Source organism: Fructobacillus parabroussonetiae (genome assembly GCF_018437265.1).
Classification (GTDB): domain Bacteria; phylum Bacillota; class Bacilli; order Lactobacillales; family Lactobacillaceae; genus Fructobacillus; species Fructobacillus parabroussonetiae.
The window spans coordinates 1-15,946 of record NZ_JAAMFL010000004.1; the positions used below are offsets into that span (position 1 = coordinate 1).

At 48.5% G+C, this 15,946-nt stretch carries 16 protein-coding genes and 1 tRNA gene; 7 read left to right on the plus strand and 10 right to left on the minus strand.

Going from position 1 to position 15,946, the window contains the following annotated elements; all coding sequences use genetic code 11:
* Window positions 1-84: 84 nt before the first annotated feature.
* Window positions 85-645: a guanylate kinase gene (locus tag G6R30_RS02250; protein ID WP_213821070.1), complete on the minus strand. Its 561-nt coding sequence runs from the start codon at window positions 643-645 to the stop codon at window positions 85-87.
* Window positions 646-757: 112 nt separating this feature from the next.
* Here G6R30_RS02250 and G6R30_RS02255 point away from each other — a divergent pair, with 112 nt between their 5' ends.
* A complete protein-coding gene (locus tag G6R30_RS02255; RefSeq protein WP_213821072.1) occupies window positions 758-2,167 on the plus strand; it encodes an APC family permease in 1,410 nt (469 codons plus the stop codon).
* 39 nt (window positions 2,168-2,206) lie between these two features.
* Here the strand turns inward: G6R30_RS02255 and G6R30_RS02260 are convergent, their stop codons facing one another.
* Window positions 2,207-3,907: a septation ring formation regulator EzrA gene (locus tag G6R30_RS02260; RefSeq protein ID WP_213821074.1), complete on the minus strand. Its 1,701-nt coding sequence runs from the start codon at window positions 3,905-3,907 to the stop codon at window positions 2,207-2,209.
* A 332-nt stretch (window positions 3,908-4,239) separates the two neighbouring features.
* On the opposite strand from G6R30_RS02260, the gene rpsD reads away from it, so the two are divergent.
* From rpsD to G6R30_RS02280, 4 genes are all read left to right on the plus strand, one after another.
* Window positions 4,240-4,851 carry a 30S ribosomal protein S4 gene (gene rpsD / locus G6R30_RS02265; protein ID WP_213821076.1) on the plus strand — a complete coding sequence of 204 codons (612 nt, stop codon included), beginning with the start codon at window positions 4,240-4,242 and terminating at the stop codon, window positions 4,849-4,851.
* A 115-nt stretch (window positions 4,852-4,966) separates the two neighbouring features.
* On the plus strand, window positions 4,967-5,335 hold the full coding sequence (locus G6R30_RS02270; RefSeq protein ID WP_213821078.1) for a DUF1694 domain-containing protein: 369 nt from the start codon (window positions 4,967-4,969) through the stop codon (window positions 5,333-5,335).
* A 65-nt stretch (window positions 5,336-5,400) separates the two neighbouring features.
* Complete coding sequence (locus tag G6R30_RS02275) at window positions 5,401-6,699, plus strand: replication-associated recombination protein A (protein ID WP_213821080.1); 1,299 nt, start codon at window positions 5,401-5,403, stop codon at window positions 6,697-6,699.
* Between the two features lie 354 nt (window positions 6,700-7,053).
* Entirely contained in the window at window positions 7,054-7,506 is a 453-nt protein-coding gene (locus G6R30_RS02280) for a universal stress protein (protein WP_213821082.1), read from the plus strand.
* A 61-nt stretch (window positions 7,507-7,567) separates the two neighbouring features.
* Here G6R30_RS02280 and G6R30_RS02285 read toward each other — a convergent pair whose 3' ends face one another.
* The 7 genes from G6R30_RS02285 to G6R30_RS02315 form a co-directional block, all read right to left on the minus strand.
* Window positions 7,568-8,725: a D-alanine--D-alanine ligase family protein gene (locus G6R30_RS02285; protein WP_213821085.1), complete on the minus strand. Its 1,158-nt coding sequence runs from the start codon at window positions 8,723-8,725 to the stop codon at window positions 7,568-7,570.
* 39 nt (window positions 8,726-8,764) lie between these two features.
* Entirely contained in the window at window positions 8,765-9,754 is a 990-nt protein-coding gene (locus tag G6R30_RS02290) for a DUF2785 domain-containing protein (protein ID WP_213821087.1), read from the minus strand.
* A gap of 10 nt (window positions 9,755-9,764) precedes the next feature.
* A complete protein-coding gene (locus G6R30_RS02295; protein ID WP_213821089.1) occupies window positions 9,765-10,976 on the minus strand; it encodes an FtsW/RodA/SpoVE family cell cycle protein in 1,212 nt (403 codons plus the stop codon).
* Between the two features lie 70 nt (window positions 10,977-11,046).
* On the minus strand, window positions 11,047-11,256 hold the full coding sequence (locus tag G6R30_RS02300) for a DUF2969 family protein (RefSeq protein WP_213821091.1): 210 nt from the start codon (window positions 11,254-11,256) through the stop codon (window positions 11,047-11,049).
* Between the two features lie 11 nt (window positions 11,257-11,267).
* A complete protein-coding gene (gene mreB, locus G6R30_RS02305) occupies window positions 11,268-12,251 on the minus strand; it encodes a rod shape-determining protein (protein ID WP_213821093.1) in 984 nt (327 codons plus the stop codon).
* A gap of 170 nt (window positions 12,252-12,421) precedes the next feature.
* Window positions 12,422-13,120 (minus strand): ComF family protein, encoded by a 699-nt coding sequence (locus tag G6R30_RS02310; protein ID WP_213821095.1) that lies wholly within the window; start codon window positions 13,118-13,120, stop codon window positions 12,422-12,424.
* Window positions 13,098-14,393 (minus strand): DEAD/DEAH box helicase, encoded by a 1,296-nt coding sequence (locus G6R30_RS02315; RefSeq protein ID WP_213821098.1) that lies wholly within the window; start codon window positions 14,391-14,393, stop codon window positions 13,098-13,100. Before G6R30_RS02315 ends, G6R30_RS02310 begins: the two co-directional genes overlap by 23 nt.
* An 86-nt stretch (window positions 14,394-14,479) precedes the next feature.
* Here G6R30_RS02315 and G6R30_RS02320 point away from each other — a divergent pair, with 86 nt between their 5' ends.
* The gene (locus G6R30_RS02320; RefSeq protein WP_213821100.1) at window positions 14,480-15,115 is read left to right on the plus strand and encodes a YigZ family protein; all 636 of its coding nucleotides are present in this window, start codon (window positions 14,480-14,482) and stop codon (window positions 15,113-15,115) included.
* 18 nt (window positions 15,116-15,133) lie between these two features.
* A tRNA-Arg gene (locus G6R30_RS02325) sits at window positions 15,134-15,205 on the plus strand.
* An 85-nt stretch (window positions 15,206-15,290) separates the two neighbouring features.
* Here the strand turns inward: G6R30_RS02325 and G6R30_RS02330 are convergent.
* Window positions 15,291-15,863, minus strand: a complete 573-nt coding sequence (locus G6R30_RS02330; RefSeq protein WP_213821102.1) for a DNA-3-methyladenine glycosylase I — start codon at window positions 15,861-15,863, stop codon at window positions 15,291-15,293.
* Window positions 15,864-15,946 lie beyond the last annotated feature (83 nt).

Consider the following 15,946-nt stretch of genomic DNA (forward strand, 5'->3'; position numbering starts at 1 on the left):
TCCCTCGCAAGGAACAATAATTAGTATACTGACTTTGCAGGGGCAGGTCAATGGTTTTTTAGAAGAAAATGATTAAGAAAGTCTTTAGCTCTTCAAAGCCCCTGCTACCAAGTCGTCAATCCGCGCTTTCGTTTCAGTCCAATCGTCATTTTTGATGACCGTCGCCACGCCTTCAAGATCCGCAGGCAGTGCCAAGTCGCGTTGAAACTCCGCTGAAGTTAACCGCTTCTCAATCGCCTCTTTCGAATCGCCACGGGCCACTAAGCGCTTCTTTAATTTTGCTGGATCAGAAGTCGTAATGTACCAGAGCCAAGCTTCATCACCAAGAATCTTCCGGTAAGTCGAAGCCCCCTTTGTGTCCAAGACAATGGAGACAAGGGCTTTCTTTTCAAAAGCGCGCTCAAGACCTTCCATTGAGGAACCGTATTGGTGACCCCCGTAATGAACGGATTCGAGATAGTGGTTTTGCGCAAAGCTTTGGTCGCTCTCGAAATAATAGTCTCGCCCGTCTTCTTCTCCCTGACGCTTAGCACGCGTGGTATGAGTAATGACTTGTGGCACTTGCCATTTTTCTTTTATATAGGAAGCAACCGAGCTTTTTCCGGCTCCTGCCGGTCCCATCAGGACAATGACGCGCTTTTCCATTTCCACTTCTCCTCTCAATAATGGATTCATTCTACCATTAAAAGAATCGACAAGCCATTTTATACCTGCTACAATTGTCCTTATAATAATTAGAAAAAAGTGAGAAAACACCATGCATCTATTATCACGTGCCTTTCAAAAGGAGTCGGTGGCCGGCTACCTGGAAAAAGACGGTCAAATGGCCCGCGTCCTATCAACAAAAGACTTGATTGGACTGGGTGTCGGAACGGTTATCGGTTCTGGAATCTTTATTTTACCCGGCCACGAGGCTGCTAACAACGCCGGACCCGCTGTGGCCATTGCCTTTTTGCTGGCCGCTGTCTTTTCTGGTATTTGCGGTATGGCCTTTGCTGAGTTCTCTTCTGCAATGCCCGTTGCTGGTTCCGCTTATTCTTATGGATCAGTAATATACGGTGAAGTCATCGGCTGGCTGCTTGGCTGGTCCTTGATTCTCGAATACTTCTTGGCCGTCTCGGCCATCGCCACCGGCTTTGCTGCCTATTTGAATTCACTACTTAGTCAAATCGGTCTGGCGCTCCCAAAGGCCTTGCAAGCTGGACCGGACCAGGGCGGCTTCGTGAATCTGCTGGCCATCTTCGTCATTTTAATCGCCACCTTCATTCTTTTTGCCGGACTTTCCCAATCGAAAAAAGTCGAAAACGCGGGCGTTGTCCTAAAGATCGCCATCATTTTGCTTTTTGTCATCGGTGGCCTTTTCTTCATTAAACCAAGCAACTACGCCGACTTTTACCCCAAGCAATTCCAAACCGGTCTGTTCGGACTCGGCGGCATTACTGCAGCAACGGCTTCGATCATCTTCTCCTTCCTTGGTTTTGACACCATCGCTGCCCACGCTGCCGAAGTGAAGAACCCAACGAAAACTATGTCGCGTGGTATCCTTGGTACTGTCGTCATTTCCTCTACCCTGTACACGCTTTTTGCTATCGTCTTAACCGGGATCGTTAATTACAAAAAGCTCGGTGTCGACGACCCCGCCGCCTTTGCGCTGCAGACAATCAAGCAGACCCAGTTCTCCGTGGTCATCACGATTGGCGCGCTGATTGGGATGTTCACCGCCATTCTAGCTTTGATTTTTGCCTCGTCCCGTCTGGCCTACTCCTTTGGTCGTGATGGCTTGATGCCAAAGGGCTTGGGCCGCGTCAATGCCGCCCACCTGCCAAAGAACGCCATTCTACTGGCCGTCATTGTTGAAGCTTTCTTAGCCGGTTTCATTCCGCTTTCGACTTTGACCAATTTGATTAACATCGGGACCTTAACGGCCTTTATGTTTATTACTTTCGGGGTACTCTTCCTTCGCAAGCGTTCGGACTTAGCACACGAAGGCTTCAAGATGCCTTTCTATCCCGTTTTGCCAGCCCTTGCCGCCGGCCTGTCCCTCTTTCTCATTATTCGCCTACCAATCCTCACCCTTAAGCTCTATGCTCTCTGGGTTTTGATCGGGCTGATTTGGTACTTCACTTATGGTATCAAGCACTCCGCTATTTCAACAAAACAGTCCTAACAAAAAGGAAGACCAGCAATGCTGGTCTTCCTTTTTTACTTATAAGGTCATTGGATCTTGGTTGGCAACCAAACGCGCATAGGCCTCTGGCTCCAATTCGTTTAACACCGGCTTGATTTGATCGATCACCTTCGCATAGTCATAGTTCTCGTCAAAGTCGCGCTGTGCTTCCTGCAGCGTCTGCTGCATCTTGCTGTTTTCTGCATAGCGAGAGGAATACTGTAACAAAGTAACGGCCAAGTCCGCCTGTTCGGCGACGACTTTGGCCTCCTCTTCCAAGGTATCCAAGTCAGAGGAAACAATGTTTAACTGCCGTTGAACGCCATCCAAGTCGACTTGTGAGGCGTTGACGGCGTCATCCAAGCGGGTCATTTCATCAGACAAGGCAAAGAAGTGATCCAAGAAGATCTGCGGAAGCCCTGGTAAGTCCCGCCGTTCCAGGCTTCGCTTCAAGTCCTTCAATTGACTGATGGATTCGGCAGAATGGGCCTTGGCCGACTTTAGAGCGGGTTGGAAGCCTTCAATCTGCTTGTACAAAGCCACTTGCTCCTGATCCATCTCTGCAAAAATCGTCAACCACTTTTCTTGCCGCTGGCAGGCCTGTGAATAGGTCATCGTCTTGTCTGCCAAAGCCGCACTGACTTCCTTTTGCCCTTCAACCAAGTCAGCGATTTCCTTGGCGGCTTCCTGTTGCTTCTTTTCTTCATCATGCGTCAGCTGGAAACGGCCTTTCAGGTAGGCCAGTTCAATCATCAATGAATGGTTTTGCTCGGAAATCCGATCAAAGGCTTGCTGAACCAGTTCGGCCTGTTTAAAGTAACGTTTGTAGGCCGTTAATTCGCCTTCTAGCAAATCATACAGGGCTTGAATTTGATCATTGATGTGCAACTGCAAATCAGTGGCTTCCTTTATTTTCAAGCCTTCCAAAGCGCTCAATGCCGACAGCCGATTCTGGTCGATTTGATCGAGTGACTGGGAAATAGCTTGCTGATCAAAGATCACGCCACGCTTTTCCAAGTCGGCCTGGCCATCCACGATTTCTTGGATTTGTTCGACGAACTGGCCGTTCAACTTAGAGAAAATCAACGGAATTGACTGCAGGTAGTGCGTCAATTGACCAGCTTCCATGCCAAGCGCTTCAAAGGCTTCAGACGCTTCCATGGCCTTATCTTCTTCCACTAACCGTCGGTAATCCTGGTAATTTTCTTCGCCTTCCTTGATAAAAGTCGTTAAGGCCGTCGCCGATGGGCCAAAGGTCTCTGGCTCTTTTTCAATTCGCTCCAGAATCTTTCCATGATCATCGTGTAGTTGACGAATGGCTTCGTGATGGCGATCGTTTTGCTTGTATAAATTATCGAGGCCGTCTTTGATGCTGGCTTGCACCTGAGCCGCTTCCTTTGTTAAAGCAAGCAGACGGTGCAGACTACTCTTTGTCGCCCACACATTGAGCCCGGCGGTCTTTGATTCCGCATAGGCCCGTTCTTGATCCATTTTGGCAAAGAGGTTTTTCTTCAAATAAGAATACTGGCCCTGAATGGTTTCGTATTCTTTCAAAGCCTGGCCGGATAATGAAATCTTCTTGGCCGCTTGAATTGCCTGATCCACGTGCTCATTCAAGAGTGCCCGCTTGGCCAACTCAAAATCAGCAACCTGACCGGCTGCCTTTCGTTGTTCCAAAATGGCCCAGGCGACTGCTGCAAATGCCAGCAGAACAAGAATGATGCCAATGATAATCCACATGGTGTTGCCCTCATCTCTTCTATATGCTACTTTCCACTCTACACTAGTTGTTCGTCAAAACTTTCCAGGATCGAACTTTTTAGACTTTTCTTAACTTTTTCGCCCAAGTAAATTCCCCGCCCATTGCCAAAGTCGCTTGCCTTCAATCGTCTTATTTGCTATACTAATCGAAGTTGTATTGAGTAGCAGTCTGCAAAGAAGCGCGTCAACAACGTCCCTACTCGTTAGTAAGAACTGAGCTACGGTTTCTGAGAAACGAATCAATTGACGTTGCACGCATCTGGTGTAGGCCCTCAAATGTACAGCAAACTACATTTTGGAGGACATATATTATGTCACGTTATACTGGACCAAAGTGGCGTGTTTCACGTCGTTTAGGTGTTTCTCTTTCAGGAACTGGTAAGGAATTGGCACGTCGTGCCTACGCCCCTGGTGACCACGGACAAGGTCGTCGCGGTAAGGTTTCTGAATATGGTGTTCAACTTCGCGAAAAGCAAAAGTTGCGCTTTACTTACGGTTTGACTGAACGTCAATTCCACGGTTTGTTCAACAAGGCCGGTAAGATCCGTCAAGGTACTCACGGTACCAACTTCATGATCTTGCTCGAACGTCGTTTGGACTCATTGGTTTACCGTCTCGGTTTGGCAACGACGCGCCAACAAGCACGTCAGTTGGTTAACCACGGCCACATTTTGGTTGATGGTAAGCGCGTTGATATCCCTTCATACGAAGTGGTACCTGGCCAAGTGATTTCCGTTCGCGAAAAGTCAAAGAACATCGTTCCTATCCAAATCGCTGTTGAATCAGTTGTTTCACGTCCACAATTCGTGGAATTCAACGCTGATAAGTTGGAAGGTAAGCTTGTTCGTTTGCCAGAACGCGAAGAACTCGATGCCGACATCAACGAAGCATTGATCGTCGAATACTACAACCGTTTGGGATAATTCTTTATCACTTCTGGTTGTATTCGAAAAGCCGCTGCAAATGCAGCGGCTTTTTTGTGTCTGCCTTTCTTTTTCCGTATAATAGTAGATAGCAGATAAAACGGGAGGCAATGACATGGACGTCAACGAACGACTCGAACAGAACCAAAACGGCTCCGGCCCAAATTTAAAGCCCGACGAGAAAAGACTTTACCTCGGAACCTTTCGTGAGCGGGTCATTTTGGCCATCCACCTTTCACAAGTTGGCAGCCAAGCAAGTAAGGACGCCTTAGCCGACAAGTTAAAGGCTTATCCCGATGCCACCTTGCTGATCGACCAAGATCGAGCAGGAGAAGATTACATCGACTATCTGCAGCTGGCCATCAAGTCAGGCAATCCTTACACCCTTCTTTCCAATAATGAAGTGTCGAAACAAACGACTGATCCCTATGCCTTTGTTCTAGCAAGCAAGACAGCCGTTAATTTACCAAATATCGATCTTTAATGTTACTGGGCTGACTTTGTGTCAGCCTTTCTTTTATTTTTTTGCCTCAAAAGAAAGGAGTCGTCATGGCAGGACAAAAACCATTAGCTTTTCGCATGCGGCCACAACGCATTGAAGACATTGTCGGACAACAAGACCTTGTCGGCGAAAACAAAATCATCTGGCGCATGGTGGCAGCTAAGCGGCTCTCATCCATGATTTTATACGGACCGCCCGGAACCGGCAAAACCTCGATTGCTTCAGCGATTGCCGGCTCGACCAACTTTGCTTTTCGTGCGCTCAACGCGGCAACCGATTCACAAAAGGATCTGCAGGCAGTGGCTGAGGAAGCCAAAATGTCTGGTACCGTTGTGCTGCTCTTAGATGAAATTCATCGACTCAACAAGGTGAAGCAGGACTTTTTACTTCCCCATCTTGAATCAGGAGCCATTATTTTAATTGGGGCCACAACCGAAAATCCCTATCTGAACGTCACACCGGCCATTCGTTCACGAACACAAATTTTCCAAGTCCACCCCTTATCGACGGCCGATATTGAAAAGGCCATTGATCGAGCGCTAGCCGATAAGGAAAACGGCTTGGGCAACTACCAAGTCGCGCTTTCCGATGAAGCAAAGGCCCACCTGGCCCAGGCCACAAACGGTGACTTGCGTTCCGCGCTGAATTCATTGGAGCTGGCCGTCTTGTCAACAAAGGAAAACGACGATGGCGTGATTCCGGTCACACTGGACGTGGTGGAAGAAACCTCACAGAAGCAGGCATTGGTGGCCGATAAGGACGGCGATGCTCACTACGATGTGATTTCTGCCCTGCAAAAGTCGATTCGCGGTTCCGACGTCGACGCCGCCCTTCACTATACAGCCCGATTAATTGCTGCCGGTGACTTACCAATCTTGGTTCGCCGCCTGACGGTCATCGCCTATGAGGATATTGGCCTAGCCAATCCCAATGCGGCTTTTCGAGCAGTGACTGCCATTCAAACAGCGGAAAAGCTCGGCTTACCCGAAGCGCGAATTCCACTGGCCAACGCCGTCATTGAACTCGCTCTCTCGCCAAAGTCAAACGCCGCCTACACGGCAATGGACGCCGCCCTTTCCCAAGCCGGCCGCTCCAAAGCCCAAAGCATTCCTGCACACTTGAAGGATGCCCATTATTCCGGGGCCTCGAAGTTGGGGCACGGCAATGACTACGTCTACCCACACGACTTTGACAACGATTGGGTGCCACAGCAATATTTGCCAGATGCCATCAAAAAGGACCGCTATTTTGCACCAAAGGGTAATTCGTCCTTTGAAAAGCAGCTAAAAGAGGTTAACGAAACCTTGAAGGACAAGCAAGAAAAAGGACTTCGCGGCCATTCATAAGGAGCATGTCCGGTTAATAATGAAATTTCAGCATGTCAAGACTGTTATTTTAAGAATTTTTTCCCTATACTATAGACGAATACTTCGGTATACGCGTTGCTGCAATACCAGCTTTTTCCTTACAACCTTTTTATTTGGACGGGAATTGCGACCAGTCAGCCAAGCCTTCTCATTTGGTAGGCCGGCTCAAGTATGCACCGCCCACCTCGATAACTTCGAGGAAAATCTGAGCAGCGATTAACGGTGCCAAGGAAGTATCGTAGGCATGACCTACGAGTCCACCTGCGGGTGGGCTTTTTTTATTGTCATTTTTTTCTGCCTTGGACTATACTAAAGAAAAAAGGAGCACGATACATGTCTGAATTCTACCAACAAATTCTCGTTCCAATGGATGGCTCAAAGGAATCGCAGGCTGCGCTACAGCGAGCCATTCAGCTGGCCAAGAGTCAAGAAAAAGACCAGCAGAGTCAATTGACATTGGCCAATGTCATTGACACCCGTGCCATCCACAACATTTCAACCTTTGATAACAGCATGGTCGACACCGTCACGGAAGACGCACGTAAAATGCTCGAAAATTATCAGGCGGAAGCCAAAAAAGCAGGCGTTCAAACGGTCGATTATCGCATTGACTATGGCTCACCAAAGGCCATCCTGGCTCACGATATTCCAGAAGAGATTCATGCCGACCTGATTGTGATCGGGGCTACCGGCTTGAACGCGGTGGAACGCCTGGTTGTCGGTTCCGTCACCTCTTACGTGACCCGCATTAGCACGGTCGACGTGCTGGTGGTTCGTGAAAAATAAGCTGATCATACCAAACAAATGTCGAAGCAATAAAAAAGCAGACCAGAGGTCTGCTTTTTTATTAGGCTTTGTTGCCGTCTTTTCCGTTGAAGGTACCGACTTTTTCTTCGCCCAAGCTTTCAAAGGAATAAGAAATTTCCTTTGATTTCTTGTACGCGTCAAAGCCATATTGAACCAAGAGATCGGCCAACTTGGCATTATCGATGTCTGAATAGTCCCAAAGTCGCTTAAACAAGGACATGTTGGTGAAACCAGGCAAGGTGTTCGGCTCACCCAGGTAGGGCACGTTATCCTCATCAATCAAAAAGTCCATTCGCGCTTCGCCCTGAAGGTTCAAGACCTGATAGGCCTTCTTGGCCATTTCCTTAATCTCAGTCGTGACAGGATCTGGTAACTTAGCTGGGATTTCAAAGGCCACTTCCGAATTATCGACAAACTTCGAATGGTAATCATACCAGCCCTTACCGTCGCCACCCTGATCAGGTACTTGGTGAGCACCAATTTCAGAAACCAGAATCTCGTCGTTCCCAATCACACCGACTTCCAATTCACGTGGGCCGTTAACGGCGGCTTCCACTAAGACTTTACGGTCGTATTGGAAAGAATCCTTCAGGGCTGCTTGGAATTCCTGCTCGTTTTCGGCACGGGAGATTCCAACAGAAGAGCCCTGGTTGGCGGCTTTGACAAAGACAACGGAGCCCAGTTTTGCTTCGACTTCTGCCCAAGTCAGTGGCTTGGCATCAGCGGCATAGGTCACGAGATACTTGGTATTCCGGACGTTGTTTTGCGTCAAAATTTCCTTCGTCAAGACTTTGTCAAAGGAGACGGCGTGGCCACGAAGGGCTGCGCCAACATATGGCTTGTCTAAGAGACGGAATAATCCTTGGAGGGTCCCGTCTTCACCCAGGTTTCCGTGAACAACCGGGAAAAAGATGTCGATCGTTGGCAAATCTTCCAAAGCCTTGATTGGTGACAAGATGCCCTTTTCGCCCAATTCCTTCATGTAGGAATCGACGAGAGGCTGCTCGTCTTCTTGCATCATAATCTTCATCGAACGCGCGGCATCGAGGAAGTAACCGTTTTGAGCAATGGCGACAACGGACAAGTCATACTTGCCCGTTTCTTCCAACGCCTTGTAATAGTTATAAGCGGAACGCTTTGACACATCGTGTTCGGAAGAATTACCACCAAAGAGTAAGACAACGTGTTGTTTTGCCATGAGAATTTCCTTTTCTAAACGCGGCCTTTCGGCCGGTGATTATGATAAATAGTTTTTTGTTGTTTGGACGTACTGCCAAATGTCTTCTGGGCTCGCCGCTTCCCCAAAGGCTAAAATCTGTTGGAAAAAGTCGACTCGGTTATAAAGCATCTGCCAACTGGAGCGACTCGAATCAAAGGGCTCATTCACTAAGTCCTGACGCCATAGCTTAAGGGTTAATAAAAGATAATCGCCATAGAGCTTGTGCTTTTTGGCCAGGTTCAAAACCGTTCCAACCAATCGGCCCATCTCCCCCATTGTCAAAGGCGTGTCCAAGGAGCGCAGGTTCGTCATCAAGCAGGCCAGCAGGTAAAGCTTATCTGCCCGCTTCAGGTTCTCTTGATCAAAGAGCAAGCCAAGCACATTGGCCAGGTGCGTATAAGCATGAACCCAGCCATGGCCTTCGACATAACCCCGACTGTCCTTTTCAACTAGCAGATAAATGCCTAACTGACTAACGATGCTTTCCATAAACGATTGGTTAAGGAAGGGTTCGTCGGCAGCGAGGTTTTCGTTCAACAGAATGGCCAAAATAGCTACCGCGTAAGAACGGTAATAGGCTCCATCGTTTTCTTCTTCAAAGAGATGGGAAAAAAGTCGATCATCGTCCATCACTTCGGCTGTCAGCCACTGTAACTGTGGACGACTCAAATGCCCGTTTTGAATGGCGTTTCCTAAAAAGAAGAACGCCCCAGTATCACGGACAGGCTCCTTCGTCGATGAGAGCAAGAGGACGAAACGGCGGAGATCCTCATCGTCAAGATAGGCCGGAACCAACTGATCTTGATCCGCCCAACGACTCTGATAAGTCGTCATTTGGCGAACCGATTCCTCCTCAGACAAGATGGGACTGATTGGGCTAGCCGCTTCGTAATGAATTTCCTCTCGAATTGCTCGCAATAAATCAGGGAGCGACTCAAAAAGATCGCCCGCCCGTAATTGCCGAAGCAAGATCGCTTGCTTTTCTTGGATAGTTTGTAGTTGATCCATGAATGCCCCCTTAGAGTGAGAAGTCATTCGATTCGTTAAAGGTCCGGCTCTGCTGCTGGTAAGACATCGACATAATCAACCCGACCCCAATCATATTCGACAGAAGGGAAGAACCACCCTGCGAAATGAATGGCAGTGGGATTCCAGTCAGTGGCAAAAGGCCGATGTTCATCCCGACGTTTTCGAAAACGTGGAACAAAACCATCACCACAACGCCCGTCGCAATATAGGCATAGAAAGAGTTTCGGGCCTTAAAGGTTGCCTTAATCATCAGGTACAACAAGAGGAAGTACACAGCAATCAAGAAGGCGCCCCCAACAAAGCCAAAGGATTCGCCCATGACCGAAAAAATCATGTCCGACTCACGAACGGGCACAAAAACCCGCATGTTACCAAAGCCGGAACCAAAGAACTGGCCAGAACCAATGGCCTTCAAGTTCTGATAGGTTTGATAACCCGTATCTGACGTATCTTGGCCTGGGTGTAACCAGGCATCAATTCGTGCAAACTGATAGGCCTGGAAACCAAAGGCACCCAAGATGTTTCGACCAACGGCGGAAGTCACCAGGAAGATCATAATCGAACCAAAGGTTCCAACGGCAATCAAGACCGGCCCTAAGATTCGCCAAGTAACGCCAGAAACCAAGGTAATTCCACCAAGAATGGCCATGAAAACCAAGAGGGTTCCCAAGTCGTTTTGCAAGGCAATCAACAAGCCAATCGGCAGGAAAACACCGACCATCTTACCAATTAACAACCAGTCCGAATCCACCGTGTGTTCAGGATACAACCGGTTGTGATTGGCCACGACTTTGGCAAGCATTAAGATGAATGCCGGTTTGACTACTTCGGAAGGTTGAAGGGAAATCGGTCCGAAGGCAATCCAAGATTTGGCACCCGCTGAGGCAGCTAAGGCACGGTTATAAAAGATCAACACGCCAATCAGTAACACAATCCCCAAGCCATAGGCAACGGGCGCCAGACGCCAGAGCTGAAAAGCATCAAAACGCATGATGAAGGCAATCATCAGGGCACCCACCACCCAGTAAAGCAGCTGCATAATCACTGCACGAACAGGTGAAGCACCCTTTCCGCCGTTTAAGATTGCAAAGTAAAGTGAATAGAGGCCAATCAGCAAAAGTAAGATTAGCACCAGAATCATTCCCCAGTCCAATTCGGAGGCGGAGGTCCGGTTTGATTGATGAGCACCGATACGTTGCATCGTTTTCTCCCTAATGATGAGTCTTTATGTACAAAAACCCCTTGCCGAGGCAAAGGATTCTTTTTCAAACTTAATAGTAAAGGTTGTAAGCTGCAAGCATGGCCTGCAATGCTTCGTCTTCTGATTGGGCAGAAGCAATCACAACCTGCTTACCCAAGGTACCAACAAAAACGCCCTGGTTCTTTTCAATTTGACCAACTTCTCGTTCTTCAACGAAAACCTTTGTCAAATCGTCTTCCTGTTTTAAGGAAACAGCAAAGCTCTGATTTTTCTTCGACATCAAAAAACTCCTTAGTCCTTAGCCATCATGTGTTCGAGCAAAGCACCCGTTCCCTTGGCAACGTTGTCCAATGGGGAATCCGCGATGAAGACAGGAACACCAAGACGGTCTGCCAAGAACTTATCAATTCCTTCAAGCAAGGCACCACCACCGGTCAACATAATACCGCGGTCGATGATGTCTGCGGCCAATTCAGGTGGCAACTTTGACAAAGCCAAGTGGGCGGCGTCAGCAATTTGGGCCAACGTTTCGTGCAAGGCAGATTCGATTTCGTTTGCGTTAACCGTAATCGTTTGAGGCATTCCCTGGAAGTTATCACGTCCACGGACAGCCATTGTCTTAGGGTTTTCAGAAGGCAAGGCAGAACCAATTTCGATTTTGATCGTTTCAGCTGAACGTTCACCAACAACCAAGTTGTGTTCGCGCTTCAAGTAGTTCACGATATCGATATTCATCCGATCACCGGCGACACGGATGGATTCGGCAACCACGATGTCACCAAGTGACAAGATCGCGATATCAGAAGTTCCACCACCCATGTCGATGACCATTGAACCAACGGGCTTGAAAATATCCAAACCAGCACCGATAGCGGCAACCTTTGGTTCGTAATCCAAGTAGACCTTGGCACCACCAGCCTTTTCAGCAGCTTGAATGATTGCCTTACGCTCAATTTCAGAAATGTTCGTTGGCGCACAGATCATGATGTTTGGCTTTGACATGAAGCCCTTCACGTTTAACTTGTTGACGAAGTATGTCAACATCGCTTCCGTAATGTCAAAGTCGGAAATCACGCCATCCTTCAAGGGACGAACGGCCCGAATGTTACCAGGCGTACGACCAACCATTCGGTAGGCTTCCGCTCCAACAGCCAATACACGGTCGGTCTTGTCATCAACAGCGACAACGGATGGTTCGTTCAAAACCACTCCTTCGCCTTCAACATAGATCAACACATTGGCCGTTCCCAAATCAATTCCAATATCTCTTGCCATGGTTCATTTACTCCAAAATTTAGCTTACTTGAGGAAGGATGAAACACTTCCCTAAAATCCTTTCAATTATACCATATTTAGCAATCGGAAAACCGGGCTTTCACCCGAAACCTAAGGATTTCTTAAGTTACCATCCCCAAGCAGCGCCAAAGTTTTGTGAAATTTTTTAATCACCGGGCAAGTGTTTGACTAAAAACGGCGCTTGCCCCTGCCGCTAATAAGCAGTTTGCGGCGTGATAGAGTGTGCGGCCCGTCGTATACACATCATCGACGATGAGTACTCGTTTAAAGGCGATCGCTTGACGCGCTTCTTCTTTTAAAACAAAGGGCTGCTTGGCTGCCAATCGCTCGAATCTCGTTCGGCTCGATTGGTCACGATGCTTGCCAGGACGTACGGCCAAGGCATTGATGATCGGGCAGTCGTTTGGCAGAAAGGGCCTGACTTGGTTAAAGTCACGCTGATCCAATCGTTCTTGGCTCAGCGGAATGGGCACAATGGCGTTAATTTGGTCATCTTTCATTCGTTTTCGAATGGCTGCTTTCATTTCTTTTTGAAAAATCATTCTTAATCGGTAATCGCCAATGAACTTATAACGGGCCATGTAATCTTTCATTTGGTCATTATACTGATACAGGGCCTGGTTATTAAGCGCTCCCTGCCCCCTTTCCTGCCACAAACGACAGTCCGAGCACAAAGTGGTGCGACCCATTTGGCGACCACAGTTCGGACAAGCACTCGAATCGACTCGCTCAAAAGCCGCCCAACAATCTGGGCAAAGTCGATCCGACAGGCGCAATCGGCCCGTCAACAAGTAGGGCAAGCTCAACTCAAAGGGCACGGCCCCTTCACAAAGCAAACAAGTCAGCATCTTCGTCCTCCTCCGCCAATTGATTTAAATGGCGAATCATCTTTTCTGCTCGCCGAATTGACCGACTGGGTCCTTTGGCTAAGGCCAGCACCTCGCCTTCTCGATACTTTCGATCACGGCCAACACGACCAGCCATCTGAACCAGGGTTTCTGTTGTAAAAGTCGGATCATCGGCACCAAGAATCAGCACCTGCAAATTGGCAAGTGTCACGCCCCGCTCCAAAATCGTCGTTGTCAATAAAAAGTCATAGTCGCCCGCTCGCATGGCCTGGACTTTGTCAACACATTTCGGGTCGTTGGCATGAACGGTCGCCCCCTTAACTGTCGTCGGAAGCACCTTTTCAAGTTGCTGCCAAACACGGGCCAGATCAGCCACCGTTGGCACAAAGATGAAGAAGGGCTTGCCATCCTTCAACCAGCGCTTCAAAGACTCCAGCACCTTTTTAGGAAAACGGTCAGGCCAGGCAGCGCTGTATACCACGGTTAATCCAGGGATTTTCCCACCATGAAAACGTTTTGGTAAGTTCACCATATCGATTTTGCCTGCTTTGACCTGCCGCTGTAGCAGTCGGTCCGGCGTTGCGGTTAAGTACAAGAAGCAGCCATCCACCTTCGCTGCACGCGCCACCGCTTTCTGCAGTGACTGATTGCCACGGAAGGGAAAGGCATCGACTTCATCGATAATCACCAGGTCAAATGCCTTGTAAAAACGAAAGAGCTGGTGGGCAGTCGCGACAACCAGCTGACTATAATCATAAGGGGCTTCTTGATCGCCGTATAGCACCTGCAAGGAAACATCAAAAGCAGCCTGGATTCGAGGGGCCAACTCTAATACGACATCGACGCGAGGGGCGATAATGGCTACCCGCTGACGCTGACTGAGGGCCCAGTCAACAAGGGGATAGAGCATCTCGGTCTTGCCTGCCCCCGTGACCGCCCAAAGGAGTTGGTTTCTGCCGGCCTGTGCATGCTTCAGCAGCTGGTCACTGACTCGCTGTTGTTCCCTCGTTAGCTTTCCTTGCCAACGCAACTTACTCCCCGAGGAAAAGTCGTTTGGCTCCGCTATCGTTAAAAGGCAGTCCAACGAAGAAACCCGACCAATCATCAAACAGTCTAAGCAGTAAGAATGACCATTCGGCAGCGGGGCCCGGCTTCTTCCCTGGCAACGAAAACAGCGCCCCTTTTCTCGAACCGGTAAAACCTGAGCAGCCGGCGGAATGGTTTGGTTCTTCGGCCAAGTCTGCAAACGCCCGTATAACTTCTTCTCTTCCAAGGTCGTCCTCCCTGAACTTTTTCATAAGACCAGGCTGCTTGCCGTCTCACTTCGCAGCCCGAACCCTTCATGTTATAATACGAAGCATGACAGACTTTTACTTATTAAAACCTGAAGAAGGACACTGGCAGCAGACCATTAAGAAGTCCGACTTTCTCATCTACCTTGCCCGAGTCAACAGCGAAGAAGAGGCCCAGGAAAAAATTGAGCAAATCAATAAGGAACACTATAAGGCCACGCACAATGTCTTTGCCTATGTCATCGGCGATAACGACGAAATCAAACGCTACTCAGACAACGGCGAGCCATCGGGAACCGCTGGTGTCCCCATTCTCGAAGTTCTCCAAAAGCAAGGTGTCCACAACGTTTTGGCCGTGGTAACCCGCTACTTTGGCGGCATCAAGCTAGGAGCGGGTGGTTTGATTCGCGCCTATGCTGGCACAACGGCTCAGGGTCTAGACGCTCTTGGTCTCGTCGTTCGGTTAAACCGACTGGTTCTTGAATTAACCGTCGACTACTCCAATAACGACGAACTCTCCTATTGGCTTAAGGAAGAAGACTATCCAATTGTCGATACGACTTTTGACACGGCCGTTCATCACCAGGTCGCCGTCGATCCAGCGACGGCCACGGACTTTAAAAACGCCTTAACGAACCGCTTTTCAGGACGGATCCACTTCAAAAAGATTGGCGAGACTTACTTGGAAATTCCAAAAAAGTAGGTTATAATAACATAGTTCGCGCGGTTGGTGTAATGGATAGCACGTAAGATTCCGGTTCTTGCAATCCGGGTTCGACTCCCGGATCGCGCATATGATAACACTGGTATCACAACGTTTGTATGGGTTGTGATACAGTCAAACAAAAAGGAGGAAGCGCCCAGGCGCCTCCTCTTTTTTAGTTCATTAAATCATGCCAATCACAGTCCTGATTATGCCCATTATGAATACCAACAGCCTGCAAAAAGGATTCCACGACAACCGGACCAGTGAATGAAAAGCCCGCCTGTTTTAATTCAGTCGAAATCACTTTGGATAAGTTCGTGCTGGCCAGTAACTTTTCCCCTGCTTTGGGGCCAATATCAATGCTTTGATTATCGGTAAAATGCCAGAGCCAGTCAATGAGCTGCTGATTCTGTCGATGCCAATCCATCAGCACTCGGGCGTTTTGAATGACCGCCTCGATCTTTCGACGGTTTCGAATAATCCGTGGATCGGCCATCAGCCGCTCCACATCAACAGGTCGCATGGCCGCCACGCGCTCAATGTCAAAGTCGAAGAAATCCTCTTGTAAAGCCGATCGCTTTTTCAAAATCGTCTGCCAGGACAAGCCGGACTGGAAAAGCTCCAAACAGAGATAAGCAAAGGCCTGTTGTTCATCGTGCAGGGGCCGGCTGTATTCATGATCGTGATAATCAATTAATTCTTGTAGTAACAAGCCACTCGTTACCCAGCGACAACGTGTTAACATGGCAATTTCTCCTTTTCGCATTGGCTTTACTCAATAATACGAATTTAACTAAAAAAACGCTCCCAAAGGAGCGTCTTTTTTAA